The sequence below is a fragment of the Xanthobacter nonsaccharivorans genome, from assembly GCF_043194755.2.
In the GTDB taxonomy this organism is placed as follows: Bacteria; Pseudomonadota; Alphaproteobacteria; order Rhizobiales; family Xanthobacteraceae; genus Xanthobacter; species Xanthobacter autotrophicus_G.
This window is the reverse complement of sequence record NZ_CM195526.1, coordinates 1,398,128-1,416,283: the sequence shown is the minus strand read 5'-3', so window position 1 is coordinate 1,416,283 and position 18,156 is coordinate 1,398,128. Positions and strand designations below refer to the sequence as shown.

14 protein-coding genes and 1 other RNA gene are annotated in these 18,156 nt (G+C 72.4%); 6 read left to right on the top strand and 9 right to left on the bottom strand.

What is annotated here, in order from left to right:
• The first annotated feature begins 84 nt into the window (after positions 1 to 84).
• Both V5F59_RS06510 and V5F59_RS06505 read left to right on the top strand, forming a co-directional pair.
• Complete coding sequence (locus tag V5F59_RS06510; RefSeq protein WP_393982153.1) at positions 85 to 1,497, top strand: FAD-binding oxidoreductase; 1,413 nt, start codon at positions 85 to 87, stop codon at positions 1,495 to 1,497.
• Between the two features lie 288 nt (positions 1,498 to 1,785).
• Positions 1,786 to 5,739, top strand: coding sequence for an AsmA family protein (locus tag V5F59_RS06505; RefSeq protein ID WP_393982154.1), 3,954 nt, complete (start codon positions 1,786 to 1,788; stop codon positions 5,737 to 5,739).
• 237 nt (positions 5,740 to 5,976) lie between these two features.
• Here the strand turns inward: V5F59_RS06505 and V5F59_RS06500 are convergent, their stop codons facing one another.
• The 6 genes from V5F59_RS06500 to V5F59_RS06475 form a co-directional block, all read right to left on the bottom strand.
• Positions 5,977 to 6,504 (bottom strand): dihydrofolate reductase, encoded by a 528-nt coding sequence (locus V5F59_RS06500; protein WP_393982155.1) that lies wholly within the window; start codon positions 6,502 to 6,504, stop codon positions 5,977 to 5,979.
• Positions 6,501 to 7,775 carry a flavin monoamine oxidase family protein gene (locus V5F59_RS06495; RefSeq protein WP_393982156.1) on the bottom strand — a complete coding sequence of 425 codons (1,275 nt, stop codon included), beginning with the start codon at positions 7,773 to 7,775 and terminating at the stop codon, positions 6,501 to 6,503. Before V5F59_RS06495 ends, V5F59_RS06500 begins: the two co-directional genes overlap by 4 nt.
• A gap of 84 nt (positions 7,776 to 7,859) precedes the next feature.
• Complete coding sequence (locus V5F59_RS06490) at positions 7,860 to 8,456, bottom strand: SspB family protein (protein WP_393982157.1); 597 nt, start codon at positions 8,454 to 8,456, stop codon at positions 7,860 to 7,862.
• Between the two features lie 141 nt (positions 8,457 to 8,597).
• Positions 8,598 to 8,963, bottom strand: a transfer-messenger RNA (tmRNA) gene (gene ssrA / locus V5F59_RS06485).
• Positions 8,964 to 9,076: 113 nt separating this feature from the next.
• Positions 9,077 to 10,015 (bottom strand): site-specific tyrosine recombinase XerD, encoded by a 939-nt coding sequence (locus V5F59_RS06480; RefSeq protein ID WP_393982158.1) that lies wholly within the window; start codon positions 10,013 to 10,015, stop codon positions 9,077 to 9,079.
• Positions 10,012 to 10,155, bottom strand: coding sequence for a histidine kinase (locus V5F59_RS06475; protein WP_393982159.1), 144 nt, complete (start codon positions 10,153 to 10,155; stop codon positions 10,012 to 10,014). Before V5F59_RS06475 ends, V5F59_RS06480 begins: the two co-directional genes overlap by 4 nt.
• A 414-nt stretch (positions 10,156 to 10,569) precedes the next feature.
• Here V5F59_RS06475 and aroB point away from each other — a divergent pair, with 414 nt between their 5' ends.
• The 3 genes from aroB to V5F59_RS06460 all read left to right on the top strand — a co-directional run bounded on the left by aroB (position 10,570) and on the right by V5F59_RS06460 (position 13,974).
• Positions 10,570 to 12,378 (top strand): 3-dehydroquinate synthase, encoded by a 1,809-nt coding sequence (aroB, locus tag V5F59_RS06470; RefSeq protein WP_393982300.1) that lies wholly within the window; start codon positions 10,570 to 10,572, stop codon positions 12,376 to 12,378.
• A gap of 355 nt (positions 12,379 to 12,733) precedes the next feature.
• Positions 12,734 to 13,312, top strand: a complete 579-nt coding sequence (locus V5F59_RS06465; protein WP_393982301.1) for a sigma-70 family RNA polymerase sigma factor — start codon at positions 12,734 to 12,736, stop codon at positions 13,310 to 13,312.
• Positions 13,309 to 13,974, top strand: a complete 666-nt coding sequence (locus V5F59_RS06460) for a ChrR family anti-sigma-E factor (protein WP_393982160.1) — start codon at positions 13,309 to 13,311, stop codon at positions 13,972 to 13,974. Before V5F59_RS06465 ends, V5F59_RS06460 begins: the two co-directional genes overlap by 4 nt.
• 12 nt (positions 13,975 to 13,986) lie before the next feature.
• Here the strand turns inward: V5F59_RS06460 and V5F59_RS06455 are convergent, their stop codons facing one another.
• Positions 13,987 to 14,526: a DUF2244 domain-containing protein gene (locus V5F59_RS06455; RefSeq protein WP_393982161.1), complete on the bottom strand. Its 540-nt coding sequence runs from the start codon at positions 14,524 to 14,526 to the stop codon at positions 13,987 to 13,989.
• A 109-nt stretch (positions 14,527 to 14,635) separates the two neighbouring features.
• Between V5F59_RS06455 and nth the strand changes: the two genes are divergently transcribed.
• Positions 14,636 to 15,565 carry an endonuclease III gene (gene nth / locus V5F59_RS06450; protein ID WP_393982162.1) on the top strand — a complete coding sequence of 310 codons (930 nt, stop codon included), beginning with the start codon at positions 14,636 to 14,638 and terminating at the stop codon, positions 15,563 to 15,565.
• Between the two features lie 4 nt (positions 15,566 to 15,569).
• Here the strand turns inward: nth and V5F59_RS06445 are convergent, their stop codons facing one another.
• Positions 15,570 to 16,478 (bottom strand): hypothetical protein, encoded by a 909-nt coding sequence (locus V5F59_RS06445; RefSeq protein WP_393982163.1) that lies wholly within the window; start codon positions 16,476 to 16,478, stop codon positions 15,570 to 15,572.
• An 11-nt stretch (positions 16,479 to 16,489) separates the two neighbouring features.
• Complete coding sequence (locus tag V5F59_RS06440) at positions 16,490 to 18,079, bottom strand: hypothetical protein (protein ID WP_393982164.1); 1,590 nt, start codon at positions 18,077 to 18,079, stop codon at positions 16,490 to 16,492.
• Positions 18,080 to 18,156: the final 77 nt, after the last annotated feature.

The window sequence follows — 18,156 nt, the reverse complement described above, 5'->3', positions numbered from 1 at the left end:
AAGACGGCCCCCTCCTACCACAGGTGGTCCACAGCTTTTCCCCAGCCCGGGCACAGGCCGCGAGGCAAAGTTAAGGATTTGTAAATGGTTGTTGCAGCCGCGAAATCCGAGCTCTCGCTCCGGGAACGAATCGCCGAAGCCGTCACGCGATTGCGCTCCGCGCTCGATCACAAGGTCGTGACAAGCCTCGCGGTCCGGGAACAGCACGCCAACATTACAACCTATCTGCCCAACGAGCCGGCAGATGCGGTGGTCTTCGCTGAGTGCACAGAAGATGTGCAGCAGGTGGTGCGCATCTGCGCCGAGCTGGAGGTGCCGGTGATCCCGTGGGGCGCGGGCACCTCGCTGGAAGGCCATGTGAACGCCCCGCGCGGCGGCATCTGCATCGATCTCTCGCGCATGAACCGGGTCATCGCGGTGAACGCCGAGGACCTCGACTGCGTGATCGAGCCCGGCATCACCCGCAAGCGCCTGAACGAGGAGCTGCGCGACCAGGGCCTGTTCTTCCCCATCGATCCGGGCGCCGACGCCTCGCTGGGCGGCATGGTCTCCACCCGCTGCTCGGGCACCAACGCGGTGCGCTACGGCACCATGAAGGACAATGTGCTCTCCCTGAAGGTGGTCACCCCCACCGGCGAGGTCCTCACCACCGCCACCCGGGCCCGCAAGTCGTCCGCCGGCTACGACCTCACCCGCCTGTACGTGGGCGCGGAGGGCACGCTCGGCATCGTCACCGAGATCACCTTGAAGCTGTACGGCATTCCGGAAGCCATCTCCGCCGCCGTCTGCCCCTTCCCCAGCGTAGAGGCGGCCTGCAACACGGTGATCGCCACCATCCAGAGCGGCATCCCGGTGGCGCGCATCGAGCTTCTGGACGAGGTGCAGGTGAAGGCCTCCAACGCCTATGCCAAGCTCTCCCTCGCCGAGACGCCCACCCTGTTCCTCGAATTCCACGGCACCGAGGCGAGCGTGCACGAGCAGGCCGACCGCTTCGGCGAGATCGCGGCCGAGTTCGGCGGCGGCCCGTCGGCCTTCTCCGTGAAACCCGAGGAGCGCTCCAAGCTCTGGCAGGCTCGCCACGACGCCTACTGGTCCGTCCTGCCCCTGCGCCCCGGCGCCAAGGCGGTGGCCACCGATGTGTGCGTGCCCATCTCCCGCCTCGCCGAATGCGTCACCGAGACCAAGCGCGACATCGAGGAGATGGGCCTCATCGCCCCCATCGTCGGCCATGTGGGCGACGGCAACTTCCACACCACGCTCATGGTGGACGTGGACGACCCGGAGGATTTCGCCAAGGCGAAGCACTACATGAAGCGCCTCGTGGAGCGGGCGCTCGCCATGGGCGGCACCTGCACCGGCGAGCACGGCATCGGCCAGGGCAAGATGAAATACATGGCCGCCGAACACGGGGAGGCCGCACTTGAGGCGATGCGCGCCATAAAGCGGGCGCTCGATCCCAAAAACATCATGAATCCCGGAAAAATCGTCGTGATCTGATCGTAATCCCTGCGCATACGAGACATCGTCCCCATATGCGGGGGCGGGCCTTCACGGCGGGTCCGGCCGGACGGGAGCATGCGCCGATCCGATCACAGCGCGACCGGATCGGGTAACGCATTCCCTATCTTGGGCGGGAGGGCGAGCCATCGGGCAGGGTGATTTCATTTGCCCGGGTCGCGCTCTCGTCCAATCCGGTGGGAATCGGTCGCCAAACTTGAGATAGAGAACGTACGGTCAGCTCAACTCGCGCGGCGAGTCGGCCGGCGCGGGCTCTGGGAGACGGGCGTGCAGGGGATATTGATCAGCCTCGCCACGGCGGTGATCCTGGCCATCGGCGGTGCGTTCGCGGCTCCGTTCGTGGTGGACTGGAACGCGTGGCGCGGCACATTCGAGACGGAGATGGGCCGTGCCCTCGGCCTGCCCGTAGTCATCCGCGGCTCCATCGACGCGGAAATCCTGCCCGCCCCCCGCATTCTCCTGCGCGACGTCACCCTCGGCGACGTGGTCTCCACCGGCGGCACCGTGCGCGAGCTCAAGGCCGAGCTTTCCCTTGGCGCGCTGATGCGGGGCGAGGTGCAGGCCACCGGCGTCTCCCTCACCCAGCCGCAGATCCGCATCGTCATCGACAGCGCCGGCCGGCTGGCTTTGCCCACCGGCACCGGCCGGGCCGCGGACCTCTCCATCGCCCGGTTCGAGGTAAAGGACGGCGCCCTCGACCTGCTCGACCGCGCCTCCGACCATCGCATCAGCCTCTCCGGCCTCGACCTGAAAGGCGAGGCGCGCTCCCTCTCCGGCCCGTTCAAGCTCGACGGCGAGATCACCGCCTCCGGCGCCCGCTTCGCCCTGCGCTCCAGCCTCGGCAAGGTGGGCGACGATGGCGCGGGCCGCCTGCGCGTGGTGCTCGACGGCCGCAACCGGCCCTTCGGCCTCGATCTCGACGGCGCCCTCAACGTGAAGGAGGCCAAGCCCCGCTTCGAGGGCCGCGCCACCCTCGCCCGCCACGGCAGCGACGGGCCGGAGGCCTGGCAGCTCTCCGCCACGCTGAAGGCGAGCCCCGAGTCGGTCCTCGCCGAGAGCCTCGACCTCGCCATCGGCGGCGCCGCGACGCCGGCCCAGCTCACCGGCACGGCACGGCTCACCCTCGGCCGCGCCATCGGCCTCGATGCGGTGCTGAACGCCCGCAGCCTTGACCTCGACGCCCTGCGCGCCGCTTCCGGCGGCCATGATGCGCCCGCGGCCGACGCCAATCCCGCCGCCGCCCTCGCCCGCTTCCTGTCGGGCGTCGCCGCCCTGCCGTCCCCGGACATCGCCTCCCGCATCGGCCTCGCCGCCGACCAGGTGATGTTCGGCGGCACCCTGCTGCGCGACGTCCGGGCCGACATCACCGGCGCCAGCGCCGGCTGGAAGCTGGACAATGGCGAGGCGCAGCTGCCCGGCAAGGCCGCGCTCCGCCTCTCCGGCATGCCGACCCGCTCTCCTGCCGGCGACGGCTTCGACGGATCGGTCACCTTCTCGGCGGACGATCCCGCCACCTTCCTGCGCTGGGCGGTGCCCGCCGCGCCGCGCGAATATGTGGCCGCCGTGAAGGGGCCCGTGCGCATCTCCGGCCGCATCTCGGCGGCGCCCGCGCGCATATCCGTGGATGCCCTCGACGCCACCTTCGCGGCGAGCCGCATGCGTGGATCGGCGGTGGCGGCGCTCACCCCCGGCGCGGCGCCGAAGCTGGACCTGAAGCTTTCCTTGGACGGCTTCGACCTCGACCCGCTGGTGGCGGCGCTGCAGCAGGCCGCCGCCTCCGTGGGCGGCGGGGCGGACGGCAGCATCGTGCTGGACGGGCGCAACCTCAGCCTCGCCGGGCTCCCCCTGCGCGGCCTGTCGCTGGAGGCCGCGGCCACCGGCGGCAACTGGCGCCTCACCCGCATCGTCATGGACGATCTGGGCGGCATCCGCCTGGAAGGCGCCGGGCGCATGGAGAATTTCTCCACCACCCCGCGCGGCACCTTCAACATCGCCGTCTCGGGCCCGAAGGCGGACGGCCTGGTGCCCCTCGCACGGCTTCTCGCCGGAGACCAGACGGCGCAGGTGCTCGCCACGCTGGCGCCCATCGCCGCGCCGGTGAAGGCCAACGGCACCATCGGCTGGGGCGAGGCGGGGGGCCGCGACGTGACCTTCTCCGGCAGCCTCGGGCAGATTTCCGGGGAGGTCACCTTCGCCCGCACCATGGCCGGCGTGCCTCTGCGCGTGGCGCTGAAGGCCGATGCGGCCGAAGGGGCGCGCGCCCTCGCCGCCTTCGGCATCGACGGCATCGGCCAGCGCCTCGGCCCGGCCCATGTGGACGTGTCGGTGGACCCGCTCACCCAGGGCGAGGCCCAGGTGCGCGGCAAGCTCCTGCTCGCCGACATGACCGCCCAGGGCGAGGGCACCGCCCGCGTCTCCGGCAGCAGCTTCGAGCCCCGCCTGACCATGCGCCTCGACGGGCCGGACCTCGGCCGCATCCTGCCGCAGGCCGGGGCCGCGGTAGAGGGCCCGGTGCCCACCGCCCTCGCCTTCACGCTCACGCGCCACGGCACCTCATGGCGGCTCGACAATCTCTCCGGCTCGCTGGCGGCCGCGCCGCTCACCGGATCGCTGGAACTGGAGCCCGGCGCGCTGCCGCGCCTGTCCGGCAAGCTCGCCTTCGACAGCCTCTCCCTGCCGCGCAGCCTCGCCATGTTCGGCGCCCGGGCGGGCAACGATGCGCCGGCCGGCACCGCCGGCAGCTTCTGGGGCGCCGGGCGCCTCGGCCCGCCGTCGGTCACCAACCTCGCCTTGCTGCTGGACCTGTCCGCCAGCCGGCTCGCCACCCTCGGCCCCTACACGCTGGGCAATGCGCGCCTCGTCATCGCCAGCGACGGCACCGACCTCGACCTGCGTGACATTTCCGGCACCCTCGGCGGCGGCCGCGCCGCCGCCTCGCTGCGGGTGAAGCGGCAGGCCGACGGCGTCGCCGCCGACGGGCGACTGGTGCTGGAGCAGGTGGATGCCTCGGCCCTCCTCGCCCCCGCCGCCGCCCGCACGCCGCCGCAGGGCAAGGTGAACCTCATCCTCGACCTGGGCGGCGCCGGCCGCAGCGTGCTGGGCGTGGTGCAGACCCTGTCCGGCCAGGGCACGCTCACGGTGCGCGACCTCGTCATCGACGGGGCGGCGCCCGCCGCGCTCGACGCCGTGCTCGGCGAGGCCCAGGCCATGGCCCCGCCGCCGGACGAGCGGCGCACCGCGCAGATGCTCGACCGCGCCCTGATGAAGGGGCCGCTGCGCCTGCCCCTCGCGGAATCCACCCTCGGCATCGTCAACGGCGTGGCCCGCCTTTCCCCGGCCCGCACCACCGTGGGCCCGGTGCGGGTGGGCCTCTCCGGCAGCCTGGACCTCGCCCGCCTCGCCATGGACGGCACTCTGGAGCTGGAAGGCCCCGAGGCCGCCGGCGGCGTGCCCGGAGGCAACATCGTCTGGCGCGGGCCTCTGGCCAATCCCGAGCGGCGGGTGGGAGCGGCCCCCCTCACCAGCGTGATCGCTTTGCGTGCCATCGATCGCGAGACCAAGCGCCTGGAAGACCGGCAGCTGGGACGACCGGTGACCGCGCCCGCCGCCCCTGCCCCCGTGCAGCCCGCTCCGGTCGTGGCACCCGTGGCGCCGCCCCAGCCGGAACCGCCGCGCCCGGCCCCGCAGGCGACCGCCCCGGTCACACCCGCGCCGCAGCCGGCAGCGCCGCGCCCGCCAGCGATCCAGACCGCCCCGGCTCCCGCTCCGGCCCCTGTCGTGACCGCGCCCCCGGCGCCGGCCGCGCCCAGGCCGCAGGCCCCACCCGCAACCCCAACGCCTGCACCCGTGCCCCCTGCACCGCCGGCTGCCGCCGCCCGGCCGGCCGAGCCGAAGCCGACACCGGGACAGGGTTTCGGCGCGCCCACGACCAGCGGGACGGCCGGCGCCGGCACCGGCGGGGTCTCGGGCGCGGGCACCTCGCCTTCCACCCGCACGGAAACGCCGCGCCAGGAAAGCCACGCCACGGAGGGGACCGCGCCGGCCACGGACGCCACCCGCCGCGCGCCCACCGCCCGGCCAGTGACCTCGCCGCGCCGCACCGAGCGCGCGCCGGAGGCCCCGCCCCCTCGCGTGTTCGTGCCCACGCCGCAGGAATCGACCCTGCCGCCCACCCGCGGCTTCGGCGACCTGCCGCGTCCACCCGGACTCGTCGGCCAATAAGGCCATCCGGCCCCCGGACGCTTGCCTGAACCGTCCCGGTGGCCGTCCCGCCATGCGGCCATCAGGCCCGGTCCGGGCGCGCTGTCGGGGCGCCCGGACCCCTTCGGGTGTCAGCCTGTCTGCTGGAGGCGGGCAGCCGCCGATTTCCGGCACGAGACGCCGGTGACGATGACTGGAGGCTGAAGGACCAGGGCGGATTTCCCGGGCCGCCCCGCTCAAGGACCGGGAACGGTGGCGTCAGGCGCCGGCGCGGGCCAGCGTCACATAGGTGAAGGACGCCTCGTCCTTCTCGCCCCGCAGCGGCCCCTCGCGCTCCATCTCGCGCCACGCGGCGCGATCGAAGGCGGGGAAGAGCACATCGCCGGCGGGCGAGGCGTGCACCTCGGTGAGGTGGAGGGTGCTGGCAAGGGGAAGGGTGTCGCGAAACACCCGCTCGCCGCCGATCACCATGATCTCGTCGGCGCCCATGGCGTCGGCCGCTTCGTCCGCCAGCGCCAGCGCCGCGGCGAGGGTCGCGCCCCTCAGCACGCCCTCGGGCGGGGTGAAGGCCGGATCCGCGCTCACCACCACCGAGGTCCGCCCCGGCAGGGGCTTGCCGATGGATTCGAAGGTGCGCCGCCCCATCAGCAGCGGCTTGCCCCAGGTGATGGCCCGGAAGCGCTTGAGGTCGGACGGCAGGCGCCACGGCAGGCCGCCATCCGCGCCGATCACCCCGTTCTGCGAGATGGCGACCACGAGCGCGAGGGGATGGCGGGGCGGTGTCATCGGGCTTTCTCCAAAGCGGCCAGGGCGGCCTCGGCCGCCGCGATGCCGGAACGGTGGGCGCCGTGGCAGGTGGAGAAGGCCTCGCGGCCCAGCGCCTCGCCGGCGAAGAAGATGCGCTCGTCCAGCCCCCCGTGGAGCCGCGCGCGCAGGTGCGCCCGGCCCGGCAGGGCGCATGAATAGGCCCCGCCGATATAGGACATGCCGGCCCAGCCGGTCACGCGCGTGCGCACCACCTTGTCCCGGAGCCCCGTGCCGAAGGCCGCGGACAGCACGGACAGGGCGAAATCGACCAGCGCCCCCTCCCCGTCCGCCGCGATGGCCTGCGCCTCGGGCCCGGCCACATGCACGAGCGCGGCCGGCGCGCCGTCGGGCCTCAGCAGGCAGGAGGCGCCGGCCCGCTCCGGCTGGTCCGGATCGATGGAATCAAGGGCGGTGCGTGGGGCGACGCCGAAGACATCCCCGGAGAACAGGATCGCCACCTTCTCGGCAAAGCCCAGCGGCAGCGCGGCGAAGGCCTCCGCGAGATCCTGCGGCAGCGCCGGGGTGAAGGCGAGCCGGCCGGAGGCCACCACGGCCGTGGAAGCGGTGACGATCGCCGTGCGGCAGGACAGGGTGCCCTGCTCCGTCTCCAGCCGCAGGCGCGGCCCGGTGCGATCGATGCGGCGCACCGGGCAGTCGAGGGTCACGGGCAGGTCCCCCGCCACCGCGCGCACGAGGGCGCCATAGCCATCCAGCACCGGCCAGTTGTCGTCGGTGTCCTTGTAGAGCGCGAAGTCGCGCGCGGAGATGGCGTCCGGCCCGGCGGCCGACATCAGCTCCAGCCAGTGGCGCGCCAGCGGCGCGTAGGGGCCGGGGACGCCCGGCGCCTCCCGCAGGGCCTGGCGGGCGGAGATGTCCCGACCCGCCCGGCCGGCGGCAAGGACGGCCTCGAAGGCGATATCCACCTCGGCGTCGGCCGCCTCCTTCTCCTGCGGATCGGCAAGCCGCGTGCCGAGCAACAGCGGACGCTTCGGCAGCGGGTTCGCCCGGGCGACGCGGAAGCCGAGCCTGTCGGCCAAGGCGGTGAAAGGATTTTCCCGCGCGTCGTGCAGCCAGTGGCAGCCGAGGTCCCAGGGCACGCCGAGGGTGGTGGTGTCCGTCGCCGCCCGTCCGCCGGGGACAGAGGCGGCCTCCAGGACGCGGAAGGTTACGCCGGCCGCCCTGAGGCGCGCGCCCGCGGCGAGACCGGCGGCGCCGGCCCCGATCACCGCCACGTCGGTTTCGGATGCCACGGAAGGATTCCTGCTGGGGCCCGCACCGGACCGCGTCGCGATCCGGTCTTGCGTTCTCTCTCCCCTTGGCCCGAAGGCGGGGGCCTATTTCTTGTTGCGAAAGACGTCGAGCTGCACCACCTGCGCACCGCCGGCGGGCCGCTCCTCCGCCGCCTCGCCGCCGGGGGCGTCCGCCTTGGCGGGGTCAGCCGCCGGCACGCTTTGGGCGCTGGCGAGCACGGGCTCGGAAGCCGCCCCGCGGGACGGCTTGAGCGCCGCCGGGGCATTGGCGGAGCGCGGCGGCTCCACCGGCAGCTCGTCCGGCTCCATCAGGTCGTCCTCGGGCGGCGCCAGCTCGAACTGGAGGCCGAATTTCACGGACGGGTCGAAGAAGCCCTTCAGCGCGGAGAAAGGCACCAGCAGCCGCTCGGGAATGCCGCCGAAGGACAGCCCCACCTCGAACGAGACGTCGGTGACCTGCAGGTCCCAGAACTGATGCTGGAGAACGATGGTCATCTCCTCCGGATATTTCTCGCGCATGCGCTGCGAGAGCCGCACGCCGGGGGCGCGGGTATCGAAGGAGATATAGAAATGGTGCTCGCCCGGCAGTCCACCGCGGGCAACGTCCAGAAGCACGCGCCGCACGACGGAGCGCAGGGCCTCCTGGGCGAGAAGATCGTAGCGGATATGATCGACCGACATGAGGGCGCAGCATTTTCCAGTCCGGCCCTGAACCCCAGGATCGCTCCGGACACCTTCCGGGGGGCCATGCGGCACGGGCCGCATCCGGATGGCATGGCGAAGGAGCATCATGCCTTCCCGCTTCAGGCCGGGTGAAGGGGAAGTGGAGGCTTCTGTTGCCAGGTGCCTCCGAACCCCGCCTATCCAGTGCTACCCGGTAGGACTTTGATTTCGATCGTCAAACCGCTCACGCGGCCAGAGCAACCGGAGCATAGTTGTCGTTGGCAACTATAAGTTCGGCCCGATGACGGCGGAACCATGCCGAGCGAAAGAATGCCCTTTACACCCTCGTCGATCCTATTTCGCCCCCGCCGGAGCCCACCTGCGCATCTGCGCCATATGGGCTCGGGTGGAGGCGCCGGGTACCGCCCCCGGGTCCGAAAGGCTTATTCCGACAACCGTTTATCGCCATAGCCGACTTGCGCCGGCCCACCGAATATAAGCGCCGGGCCGCGCTGATGAAAGGGGCGTGGGCGCACAAAGTCCCTCTCGTCCCCGGTTCCGCGCGGTCATGGCGCCGCAGCCACAGGGGCCCGAGAGCGCGATCCGATCAGATTGATGCAATCAGATCGGCGCGTGCTCTATTCGTCGGCCAGGGGGTGCAGGTCCCGCACCATGCCCTTCAGCCGCTCGTCCAGCACGTGGGTATAGATCTGCGTGGTGCTGACATCCGCATGGCCGAGCAGGGTCTGCACCACCCTGAGGTCCGCGCCATGGGCGAGCAGATGGCTGGCGAAGGCATGGCGCAGCACGTGGGGGGAGAGCGCCGTGGGGTCGAGGCCGGCGGCGACGGCCAGGTCCTTCAGGTCCCGCGCCGCCTGCTGGCGGGTCACATGACCGCTCTCCGCCCCCGAGGGGAAGAGCCAGCGCGAGGCCTCCAGGCCCGCCGCCTTGCGCGCCGCCAGGAACGAGGCCATCGCCGCCTTGGCCGGCTCGGACAGGGGCACGAGCCGCTCCTTGCGTCCCTTGCCGGTGACGAGAATGGTGTCGCCCCTGGCCCGCGCGGCGGAGGCCGGCAGCCCCACCAGCTCGGAAATACGCAGGCCGGTGGCGTAGAGCAGCTCCACCACCACCGCCATGCGCAGCCGGCGCAGCGCCTCCCCTTTCGCAGCTTCCGGATCGGCGGAGGCCTCGGCGGCGCGGCGATGGGCCGTCTCGATGAGGCGGGTCACGTCGTCGACGCTGAGCACCTTGGGCAGAGGGCGGCCGCGTTTCGGACCCTCCAGCACGGCGGCGGGATCGTCCGCCCGGTGCCCCTCGGCGAACAGGAAGCGATAGAACTGGCGGATGGCCGAGAGCCGGCGCGCCACCGTGGTGGTCTTCAGTCCGCGGGTGGAAAGCTCGGCGAGGAAGGCCCGGATGGCATTGGTGTCGGCCTCCGCAAGCCGCCCGCCGCGGCTGTCGAGGAAGGCGGCGAAGTCGGAAATGTCCCGACGGTAAGCGTCGAGCGTGTTGCGCCCGGCCCCCCGCTCCACCGCCTGCATGTCCAGGAAGAGGGCCAGGGGACCTGCGGCGGTCATTTGCCGATGCGCTCCTGGGGAACGGTGAAGGTGATCTCGCGCGGCTGGGGCTCCACCTTGGTGGCGAGCGCCCACAGGCCGGCATAGGCGAGGCCGGCAAGAACTCCCAGGATCACCAGCAAGCGGATGAGCGTCGGCACCGGCTGCTCCTTCGTGCCCGCACCGAATCGCCTGCGGGCCTTTCTCGCTTCGAGAGGTGCCACGGCCCGCCCGGTTCTTCAACCGCCGCGGCCCTTCCCCATGCGCATCCGCATTGCCGGCTCGTCTCCCGGATGCTAGAGCACGCGCCGGCCGGCCTGGATCGCAAGCTGGCCGGAGAACGCGTTCTCTAACTGCAAGTTAGAGGGCAATTCACCGGGCAAATCGATTCAATTTGCTCGGAGCGATCGATGAGACGCCCTCTTGCTTCTGAAGAGAGGCGCAGGAAAGCAGCCCCGCCAGCGGCGCGCGGGGGAATGTCCCGGATCGCGGCCCCGGGATCGCGGCCGGTGTCGCGACCTCGGCCGCCCGGCGCGGCGCATGCGGTGCGAGGAAAGGCGCGGGTGCAGACCAACATGATCCCCCAGCCCCGGGACGAAGACGGCGCCGCGGAGACCGGCACGCCGGCGACGGCAACCGCCGCGACCCTTCCGGCCACCGCCGAGGCCATCAGCCTGCCCGATCTCGTGAGGCGGCTGGGCCGGCGCTGCGTGGTGCTGGTGGGCATGCCGGGGGCCGGGAAATCCTCGGTCGGCCGGCGCCTCGCCAAGCGCCTCGGCCTCAATTTCGTCGATGCGGACGAGGAGATCGAGCGCGCCGCCTGCATGAGCATCCCGGAAATCTTCGCGCGCCGCGGCGAGGCGGAGTTCCGCGAGGGCGAGAAGCGCGTGGTGGCCCGCCTGCTCCAGGCCGGGCCGTGCGTGCTCGCCACCGGCGGCGGCGCCTTCATGAATGCGGAGACCCGCGCGGCGGTAGCGGCCGGCGGCGTGTCGGTCTGGCTGCGTGCCGACCTCCACACGCTGCTCAGGCGCGTGAAGAAGCGCACCGACCGCCCCCTTCTCGCCCAGGGCGACCCGGCGCAGAAGCTGGCGACGCTCCTGCGCCAGCGCGGCGACACCTATGCCCTCGCCGATGTGATCGTGGACTCCCGCGACGTGATGCACGAGACCGTGGTGGACGAGGTCGTCGCCGCCGTGCACCGCCACCTGACCGCGTTTCCCGAAGGAAGACCCCCCATGCCCGCCGAGCCAGCCCCCGCGCCCCTGCCCTACGGCGAGGTCACGCGCAGCACCGTGCACGTGGACGTGGCCGGCCGCCCCTACGACATCTATATCGGCCCCGGCCTCCTCGCCGAGGCGGGCACTCACATCACCGCCCTGCGCAAGGGCGCGCGCGTCGCCATCGTCACCGACGAGAACGTGGTGGCCGCCGGTCACCTGAAGACGGTGGAGGATGCGCTCGACGCCGCCGGCATCGAGCATACCGCCATCGTCGTGGCGCCGGGCGAGAAGACCAAGTGCTGGGCCGGCCTCCAGCAGGTGGTGGAAGGCCTGATCGCCGCCCGCATCGAGCGGCGCGACCTCGTCCTCGCTCTGGGCGGTGGCGTGGTGGGGGACCTTGCGGGCTTCTCCGCCTCCGTGCTCCGGCGCGGGGTGGACGTGGTACAGGCGCCCACCACCCTCCTCTCCCAGGTCGACTCCTCCGTCGGCGGCAAGACCGGCATCAACTCGCCCCAGGGCAAGAACCTCGTCGGCGCCTTCCACCAGCCCGTGCTGGTGCTGGCCGACACCGCGGCCCTCGACACCCTGCCCCCGCGCGAGGTGCGCGCGGGCTATGCGGAAGTGGTGAAATACGGCCTGCTCGGCGACAAGGCCCTGTTCGACACGCTGGAGCGCGACTGGCGCGGCGTCCTCGCCGGCGGGCCTGAGCGCATCACCGCGGTGGCCGCGAGCTGCATGGCCAAGGCCGCCATCGTCGCCCGCGACGAGAAGGAAACCGGCGACCGCGCCCTGCTCAACCTCGGCCACACCTTCGGCCATGCGCTGGAGGCCGGCGCCGGCTATTCGGACCGCCTGCTGCACGGCGAGGGCGTCGCCATCGGCATGGCCCTGGCGTTCGCCTTCTCGGCGAAGCTCGGCCTGTGCCCGGGGCAGGACGTGACGCGCGTCATCCGCCACCTGGAGGCCACCGGCCTGCCCACGCGCATCTCGGACGTGCCCGGCGACCTGCCGGACACCGACGGGCTGATGACCCTCATCGCCCAGGACAAGAAGGTGAGCCGCGGCGCGCTCACCTTCATCCTGGTGCGCGGCATCGGCGAGGCCCTCGTGGCGAAGGACGTGGACCCGGAGGCGGTGCGCGCCTTCCTCGCCGAGATGCGCTGAGGCGCGGCACTGCCGGCCCAAAGGTCACGGCGACGTTGCTGGAGCGCGGCGGCGACCTCCGCTAGATTTTGCGGGACCTGACGCAAGAGGCGACCCGGGCAAATTGAAGCCATTTGCCCGGCCCGTTGCGCATTTACGCCAAGATGGAGCACACGTGCTCCGGACCGGTGTCATCCGGCAGCGGGCCGGCCTCGTATTCGAGTACATGCATGCCGTCGAGCCCAGCCTCCTCATCGATCAGCCGGAGCGCCCTCCACGCCGCGCGCCCCGCCGCGAGCGAGGGCGAGGGATGGAGCCGATGCCCGGCGCCAGCCTGCCCCTCCGGCAGGCAGGCGCCCTGCCCGCGGCCGGTGCCATGACCGCCGCGCCGCCCGGCCGTCCCGCCGATGTACGGGCGGACATGAGCGCCCTCATCGTCGCCATCGCCACCCGCGCCGACAGGGACGCCTTCGCCCGCCTGTTCCGCCACTTCGCGCCGCGGCTGAAAGCCTTCCTCATGAAGGGCGGCCTGTCCGCCAATGCGGCCGAAGAGCTGGCGCAGGAGACCATGCTGACGGTGTGGCGCAAGGCCACCTATTACGACCCCGCCCGCGCCGCCGCCTCCACCTGGATCTTCACCATCGCCCGCAACCTCTCCATCGACCTGAAGCGCCGCGAGCGTTATGGTGATACCGCCCGCGTGGAGATGCAGGACGAAGAGGTGGACGAGACCTCCGGCGAGACCATCCTGATGAGCCAGGAGCGCGACGCCCGCGTGCGCGCGGCGCTCGCCAAATTGTCCGAGGAACAGGCCACCATCGTCCGCCTCTCCTTCTTCCAGGAGAAGCCCCATTCGCAGATCGCGCAGGAGCTGGGCATTCCGCTCGGCACCGCCAAGTCGCGCGTGCGCCTCGCCCTGAGCCGGCTGCGCACGCTGCTGGAAGACCTGAGATGACCGTTGCGACCCACCCCAGCGACGAGACGCTGCTGCGCTATGCGGCAGGCACGCTGCCGGCCGGGCCGAAGCTGCTCGTGGATCTCCACCTCGCCCATTGCCCGGACTGCCGGCAGTTGCTCAGGGCGTTCGAGAGCGTGGGCGGCGTCCTTCTGGATGACATGACCGGTGTCCCCGTCGCCGGGGACGCGCTTGCCCGCACCCTCGCCCGCATCGATGCCGGACCGGCGCACACCGCCACCGCGCGGCATCGCCCCCACCACCCCTTGCCGGCCGGCCTTTCGCTGCCGGCGGGCATCGTGCTGCCGGCGCCGCTCGCCGCGCGCCGCATCGGCCCGCTGCGCCCGGTGGCGCCGGGCGTGCGCATGGCGCGCGTGCACGTGGACGACGATCGCGACACCTCGGTGCTGCTGTTCCGCATCGAGCCGGGGCGGAGCATTCCCGAGCACACCCACGAGGGCCTGGAATACACCCACGTCATCTGCGGCGGCTTCAGCGATCCCCTTGGCCACTACGGCCCGGGCGACCTCGTGGAGGCCGACGCGGACGTGGAGCATACCCCCAAGGTGGACGACGACGGCGTGTGCGTCTGCATCGCCGCCTTCGAGGGGCGGCTGCGCTTCTCGGGCCTGCTCGGCGTGGTGCTGCGGCCCTTCTTCTGAGGCCCCCCGTGTTCAGAAATCGTTGCGGGGCACGCCCTTCTTCACCAGCGCGAGGGCGTGGGAGAGGTCGGAGGCCAGCACCGCCTTCTGCGGCGGCCCCAGGAAGCGGCCCACCGGAACCGTGCGCTTGCCGCACACCAGGGCCACGTCCAGCGTGCCGTGGTCCTCGTCCTCCTCGCGCCACAGACGGGTCCAGAAGGGGTTGAGGCGGGTGGTGGACGGCCGCCCCCGAACCGGCTCGCGCCGCACCTCCACCACGCTCGGCGTGACGCGAATGTGCTCGCGCGCCCGGGCCGAACGGAAGTTGGCCTTGAAGGCGATGTAGATCAGCAGCACGTCGAGGCCGAAGAAGCCGAAGATGGGCCAGGCGCCCATGGCCAGGAACGCCGCGCCGGACACGAAGCTGACGCCGCCGATGCCCAGCATCACCAGCCGGAAGCCGCGCGGCGTGAGCGAGCGATGCGGGGCGAGCGTCACCGCATAGACGACGGGTTCGTCAAGGAAGCCCGCGTCCCCCTCGGGTGCGGTATCTCGGTCGCTGGCTTGGGGCATTGGCTGACAGTATATCTGAAAAATGCCGCGCAAGATCACCCCTCCCGAACCTTCCGCAAAGAAATCAGATGTCGCGCCGTCCCCCCGCGGGCGTCGGCCGGCCGGGGCGATGCCCGCGGATGCGTCGACATCCGCCACGGCAAAGACGGGCAAGGGGCGCAAGCCCGTCGTCGCACCGGCGGCCGGGACGGCGGCCCGGGCCAAATCCCCCGCGGCCGGATCCGCCGCCGCGAAGCCTGCCACCGCGAAATCTCCCTCTGCCAGATCCACCGTCTCAAAGCCGGCGCCGCAGGCGGCCGGGGGCGGTGGCCGCGGCAGGGCGTCCGCCCCCGCTCCGGCCCCCGTCCGCCGCAACAAGGCGGTGGCTAATGCGGCCGCGGCGGCCCATGGCAAGACGCTGGCCGCCTGGAGCGAGGCGGAGATCGTCGAGGCCTTCACCCGCTTCGAGGCGCAGGACCCCGAGCCCAAGGGCGAGCTGGACCACACCGATGCCTATACCTTGCTGGTAGCGGTGGTGCTCTCCGCCCAGGCCACCGATGCGGGGGTGAACAAGGCCACGAAAGGCCTGTTCGCGGCCGCCTCCACCCCCGCCGCCATGGTGGCGCTGGGGGAGGAGGGCGTCGCCCGCCACATCCGCACCCTGGGCCTCTACCGCAACAAGGCGAAGAATGTGGTGGAGCTCTCCCGCCTGCTGCTGGAGCGGCACACCGGCATCGTGCCGGAGGACCGCGAGGCGCTGGAAGCTTTACCCGGCGTCGGCCGCAAGACGGCGAACGTGGTGCTGAACATCGCCTTCGGCGCGCCCACCATCGCGGTGGACACCCACCTTTTCCGCATCGCCAACCGCACCGGCCTCGCGCCGGGGGCGACGCCGCTGGCGGTGGAGCTGGGGCTGGAGGCGCGCATCCCCGACCGCTTCAAGCTCCATGCCCACCACTGGCTGATCCTGCACGGCCGCTACATCTGCAAGGCAGCCAAGCCCGCGTGCGGCCGCTGCATCATCGCCGACCTGTGCCGCTGGCCGGACAAGCAGTTCTGACCCCCTATCCCGCCGCCAGCGGACCGGAGGCGAAAAGCGCCGTGATGAGCCCCTGCGGGTCGGCGTCATAAGCCTTGCGCACCCGCGCCAGCGCGCCGGGGCCGCCGCCGCGATGGCCCGCCCCGCCCACGTGCAGCCAGCGGTCGGTCAGGAGAAAGTGCTCCGTCTCCCCCGTCTCGGGATCGGCGAGGTAGACACGCTGGCGGCTCGCCATCCGGAGGCGCGGCAACTCCAGCGCGCGGTAGAGCACGCTCCAGTTCTGCCCGCCGGTATCGAGGGTGAGCGGCGTGTCCGTGCCGAAATCGAGCGGCAGGTCCTTCACGGCGGCGAAATCGAACACGCTGTAGCCGGGCCACAGATACCACGCCGCATTCCCCTCCCCGTGCCGCACGAGGCCGTAGCACGGCTGCCCGGCGAGGCTGGCGGCGAGGTCCGCCGGCGCCAGCGGGATCAGGTCATGGTCGATGAGCGCGAAGACGCGCGGCGCGGCGGGGCGCACGAGGTTGGCATAGATCCAGTTGAGCGCCACCGCATGGGAGCGCGAGCCGTTCTTCCCGCCCCGGTAGGGCGAGGGCGGCAGCGCGCAATAGGGATGGCCCCGCGCGGCGCAGAGCCCGGCGATGGCGGCGCGCGCCTCGGCGTTCGTGGAGTTGTCGCAGACCACCAGCGGTGTGCCCGGAAGAAAGCGGCCCATGGCATCGGAAAGGAAGGCGATGGCATCCGGCATGTTGAAGGCCACCGTGAAGGCCGCCACCGGGGCGCCCCTCATCGCCTCCACCACCTGTGCCTGCCCCTCCCCCGGCCGGTCGCGGTAGATGCGGTCCACCATGCGGTTGCGCGCCCGCCGCAGGCGATGGGCGAGCGGGGTGGCGGTGAGCCACTCCTTGACGCTGTAGTCGGTAAGATCGCGCATGGGATGCTGGCTCAGAAAGCGGAGGCGCCGAGGCGGCGGATGGCGGCGGCGGGATCGGCCGGCGGCGGCGCACCGGTGATGGCATAGAACTCCACCTGCCCCTTGCCGTCGGCCCGCGGGAAGGTGCCGACCCGGCGGAACCGGTCGGGAAAAGCGGCGGGCAGCGCCGCCACCGCGCGGTTCGCCGGAATGGCCCGCGCCGCGTCGGTCGCCTCCACCACGAGGGCGGATGCGCCAATGCCGTCGAGGGCGGCAAGAAGCGCCGCTCCCGTGGCTTCCGGCAGCCGGCCGGCGGACACCACGAAGCTGCGCGCGGCCCTGGCGTCCTGCGCGCGGTCGCGCTGGGCCACGGCGGCCGTGAGCGCGGCCTCGTCCCTCGCATCGGCTGCCACCACCAGCACCGGCGCCGCGCCATCGCGGGCAAGAAAGGCCTGGGCGGCATCGTCCATGCCGATGGCGGACTTGCGCATGGGCTCCAGCAGCGCCGGCATGGCGGCGAGCAGCAGCACCAGCGCCACCACGAGACCCGAGAGGGTGGGCCAGCCGGAAATCACAAGGCCGAGCAGCCGCAACGCGCCGAAGGCCGCGAGCATGCAGAGCGGCGCGAGGAGGGGCAGCAGCCCGTCCGGCGCATCGCCGCCCCCGCCCATGGCCAGGAGCGCCGCGAGGGCCAGCGCCGCAGCGGCAACGGCGGCCATGATCTCGGCCCCCTCCCGCCGCCGCCAGCCGGCCCAGGCGGCGAACGGCACGCCGATCCCGGCGAGGACAAGGGGCAGCGTGCCGAACACGGCGCGCGCCGCCTCCACCCCGCCCGTCAGCTCAGCGACCGGCGGGAGCGCGATCCCTTCGCCGCCCAGCAGGGCCGGGACGGCGAAGGCCGCGATGAGGATCACGGGCAGCCAGAATAACGGCCGTGCCAGCAGCCGGAGCCGCCCGGCCAGCAGCACGCCCAGCGGCGGCACGAGGGCAAGGACGGCGCCGGCCGGTGCGGTGAGGGCCGCGCCAAGGCCGGCGAGGGCGAAGAGGGCGGCGTCCGCCACCCCGCCCCGCCGCAGATAGCGCGCGAAAGCGAGCGCGGCGAGGAGAGCGAACAGCGCCAGCGGCAGGTGGAGGCCAACCTCCATGGTGGCGCGCCGCACCGCCGGCAGCGCGCTGAGGACGAACCCCACCGCGAGCCCCGGCAGGGGGCCGGCCGCCCGTGCCGTCGCCCAGCCCGCGCTCACCACCAGCAGCGCGGCCATGAGCGCCGGCAGCAGCAGCACCGCCGGCGTGGCCGCGCCGATCAGCCCGATCCAGCCCGCCTCGACCAGATGGAACAGGGAGAGCGCGCCGAGGGGTGCGGCGACGGGAAAGTGCAGCGCATAGGCCTCCCGGAAGCCCGAGGGAGCGGGGAAGCCCGCCGCCGCGTGGTCCGCCACCATGAGGCCGGTGACGAAATGGCGCGCCTCCGCCGGATCGAGGGTGGAGAACTCCGCGAGATAGGCACCCGACCCGCGCTGCTGCGCCACCATCACGGTGGCGGCGAGCATGGTGAGAATCAGGAAGGCGAGGCCGCGCAGCGCCATGGCGCCGTAGCTCCTGCGGCCGTTTTCCTCGCTCACGCCTGCCTCCCTCCGTCGCGCCGGTGATGTCCCGCCGCGGTTGCAGCCTTCTAGAAGCAGATTGCGGCAAGGTCCAT

Coding starts and splice junctions, on each gene's coding strand:
- nth (WP_393982162.1), top strand. CDS start 14,636: ATGCCCGCGGATGCGTCGACATCCGCCACGGCAAAGACGGGCAAGGGG.
- V5F59_RS06490 (WP_393982157.1), bottom strand. CDS start 8,456: ATGTCGGTCGATCATATCCGCTACGATCTTCTCGCCCAGGAGGCCCTG.
- V5F59_RS06480 (WP_393982158.1), bottom strand. CDS start 10,015: ATGACCGCCGCAGGTCCCCTGGCCCTCTTCCTGGACATGCAGGCGGTG.
- V5F59_RS06460 (WP_393982160.1), top strand. CDS start 13,309: ATGACCGTTGCGACCCACCCCAGCGACGAGACGCTGCTGCGCTATGCG.
- V5F59_RS06500 (WP_393982155.1), bottom strand. CDS start 6,504: ATGACACCGCCCCGCCATCCCCTCGCGCTCGTGGTCGCCATCTCGCAG.
- V5F59_RS06510 (WP_393982153.1), top strand. CDS start 85: ATGGTTGTTGCAGCCGCGAAATCCGAGCTCTCGCTCCGGGAACGAATC.
- V5F59_RS06445 (WP_393982163.1), bottom strand. CDS start 16,478: ATGCGCGATCTTACCGACTACAGCGTCAAGGAGTGGCTCACCGCCACC.
- aroB (WP_393982300.1), top strand. CDS start 10,570: ATGATCCCCCAGCCCCGGGACGAAGACGGCGCCGCGGAGACCGGCACG.
- V5F59_RS06465 (WP_393982301.1), top strand. CDS start 12,734: ATGACCGCCGCGCCGCCCGGCCGTCCCGCCGATGTACGGGCGGACATG.
- V5F59_RS06455 (WP_393982161.1), bottom strand. CDS start 14,526: ATGCCCCAAGCCAGCGACCGAGATACCGCACCCGAGGGGGACGCGGGC.